Source organism: Frankia sp. KB5, assembly GCF_002099325.1.
Classification (GTDB): Bacteria; Actinomycetota; Actinomycetes; order Frankiales; family Frankiaceae; genus Frankia; species Frankia casuarinae.
In genome coordinates this window covers 1-2,641 of the sequence record NZ_MRUJ01000043.1, presented here as the reverse complement: position 1 = coordinate 2,641, position 2,641 = coordinate 1, and the positions used below count along the sequence as shown (strand labels likewise).

The following is a 2,641-nucleotide window of genomic DNA, read 5'->3' as shown; positions in this document are numbered from 1 at the left end:
GGGCCGCGGGCCACTTCACCAGCGCGGCCGCGGTGATGAGGACGAGACCGAGCACCGGCCTGCCGCGGTACACCGCCGTCAGGCCGCTGGCAAGCAGCGCCAGCAGGATGGCCTCAAGATGGATCGCGCCGACGAGCTGCAGCAGCACGATCGGACTACCCGCGCAGAACGCCAGCGCCCAGGGCCGTCGCGCCGCGGAGGACACCCGCACCACGCACACCGCCATCACGACGACGCTCGCCCCCGCGACGATCCGGTGCAGCAGGACCGCGCGCAGGACGTCACCGCCCGCAAGCGCGGTCACCAGCCGGAAGTAGCCGAGGGCGACCGGCCCGTAGGGCGACAGCGATGATCTCCAGATCGGATCGACGGCTAGCAGGATGGGACGGGYGCCGAGCGCGGTGGGCCCGGCGGCGTAGGGGTCGAGCCCGGCGGCGAGCATCGTCCCCTGCGCGGTGTAGCAGTAGACGTCGAGGCTGAGGATCGGCGGGCCGAGCAGCACCGGAACGGCCCAGAAGCCGATGACGAGGCCTATCCGCGGGACCGACAGGTCGCCGTGGTGCGCGCGCTGGCACAACCGGAACCATGCGCCGACGAGCAACGCCACCCCGATGATCATAAAAGCGGGTAGCGGAGAGGGGCGGTCGAACGGCACCGGGTCGAGCAGCCCGAACCAGCGTGACGGGGTCACAACTCCGGGCTGCAGGGCCAGTCGCCCCGCCACCAGCACCACCAGCACCGATCCGGCGGTCCCACATCCCGCGAGCAGGACGATACCTCCGTCGAGGCGTCCGCCGACGCCCCTACCGGGGCGCGACGAACAGCGTCGAGCAGGATCGCCCGGTCGGGCGGTTCCGTGCGGCGCGGCGCACTCTATCTCGTCCATTCCGGTATAAAGCCTGACGTTTCTACATCGCCAACAGGCAGCGCGCCCGGGAGCACCCGGTGAACAATACCTGTCCTGTATGGATGTCGGAGCCCACGGGCGCCGGCCCGGCCCGCGGTGTCCTGCCTCGGCGCCGGGCGGCTACCGGCGGCTACCGGCGGATGGCGCCGGGATGAACGGCGGATGGTGGCTGCCGGGCTCCCTGCTGGCGGACCGCCTCGGGGTGCTATGCCGAACGCATGCGGCAAGCGAGAACCATGGGCCCGGCAACCGTTACCGCCTGCCCCAACGGGGAGACGGCAGGCCCGGGACCGGTGCCGGTCGCCTCGGCGCGACCGACGGCGCCCGTCGTGACCACGGGCGTCGTCGCCGCGCTGGTGGTGCTCGCGGTGATGATCGCACCGCAGCCGCAGACCGACTTCGCTGTCTACCGGCTGGGGGGGCAGGCTGTCTGGGACGGGTCCGCCCTTTACCAGGTGCGTACGGCGGCCGGCCTGCCCTTCACCTACCCACCGATCGCGGCGGTGCTGTTCACGCCGTTCGCCGCCATCCCCCTGGGGGTGGCTGAGGTCGTCTGGGCCGCGCTGACCGTCGCGGCACTCATCCTGCTGCTGTCCAGGCTGCGAGCCTGGCTCATCCCGCCGACCGACACCGCGCGGGCCRCCGGGGTCGGGCGGGCACTGGGCTCGCGCTGGGCGCCGCCGCTGCTGCTGGTGGCGGCGCTCGCGACGGAACCGGTTCGCAGCACCATCATCTTCGGGCAGGTCAACATCCTGCTGATGCTGGCGGTCTGGCTCGATGCCGGGCCCGGACGGCGGTCCACACCGTTCGCCCGACTGCCACCCGGTGCTCTCACAGGTCTCGCCGCGGCGGTGAAACTGACTCCGTTGATCTTCGTGGCCTACCTGTGGCTGGCCGGCCGGCGCCGGGTGGCGATCGCAGCGGCGGGGACGTTTCTCGCGGCCCATGCCGTGGCGTTCGCGCTGGCACCCGCGGCGTCCCGCGCCTACTGGGGCGGGGTGTTCGCGGATCCGGGCCGGATCGGCTCGGTCACGTACGCCGGCAACCAGTCGCTGTCCGGCGCGATGACCCGGATCTGGGGAGACGGCGCGTCGGTCGTCCAGATCCACCGGCTGGTGGTGGCCGCGGTCGCCGTCGCCGGGCTGGTGCTCGCGGTGCGGCTGCACCGGCGCGGGGAGCCCGTCGCGGGCCTGCTCGCCTGTGCGGTCACCGGACTGCTGGTCTCGCCGATCTCGTGGAGTCACCACTGGGTGTGGGCGGTGCCGACGCTGCTCTGGCTCGCCACCCACGCCACCCACGCCACCCACGCCACCCACGGCACCGACGGCACCGACGGCCGAGCCTCACGCCGGTACGTCGGAGCGGCGCTCGCCGGCTACGTGTTGTTCGTGGCCTCCCCCGTCTGGTGGATCACGCCACACGACCAGAACTGGCCGCACCGCCGCGACCCGACCATCCTCCTCACGAACGCCTACGTGATCGCCGGTGTCRTACTCCTGGTCACCCTGGCGCGCGTCGCAGGCCGCCGGGACCTGTACCGCCCATCACGGAGAATGCGACATCCGGACCTGGTGCGCCGGGGCGTCAGGGGCTAGCGGGAGTTTCCTAGATAAGTTGATCTTTGGAGTCCGTTGAGCTGGCCGGTGGCTGGTTCAGGACGGTCTGACCTGGATCTTTGAGTACTCGCCTGATCGACAGTTCGCCTTCCGGTGTGTATTACCTAAAGCATGTCGT

At 71.5% G+C, this 2,641-nt stretch carries 2 protein-coding genes; one reads left to right on the top strand and one right to left on the bottom strand.

Going from position 1 to position 2,641, the window contains the following annotated elements; genetic code table 11:
- A partial coding sequence (gene mptB / locus KBI5_RS05115) for a polyprenol phosphomannose-dependent alpha 1,6 mannosyltransferase MptB (protein WP_206745242.1) occupies positions 1 to 733 on the bottom strand: 733 nt, incomplete at its 3' end.
- A gap of 503 nt (positions 734 to 1,236) precedes the next feature.
- Here mptB and KBI5_RS05110 point away from each other — a divergent pair.
- Entirely contained in the window at positions 1,237 to 2,502 is a 1,266-nt protein-coding gene (locus KBI5_RS05110) for a glycosyltransferase 87 family protein (RefSeq protein WP_133056959.1), read from the top strand.
- Positions 2,503 to 2,641 lie beyond the last annotated feature (139 nt).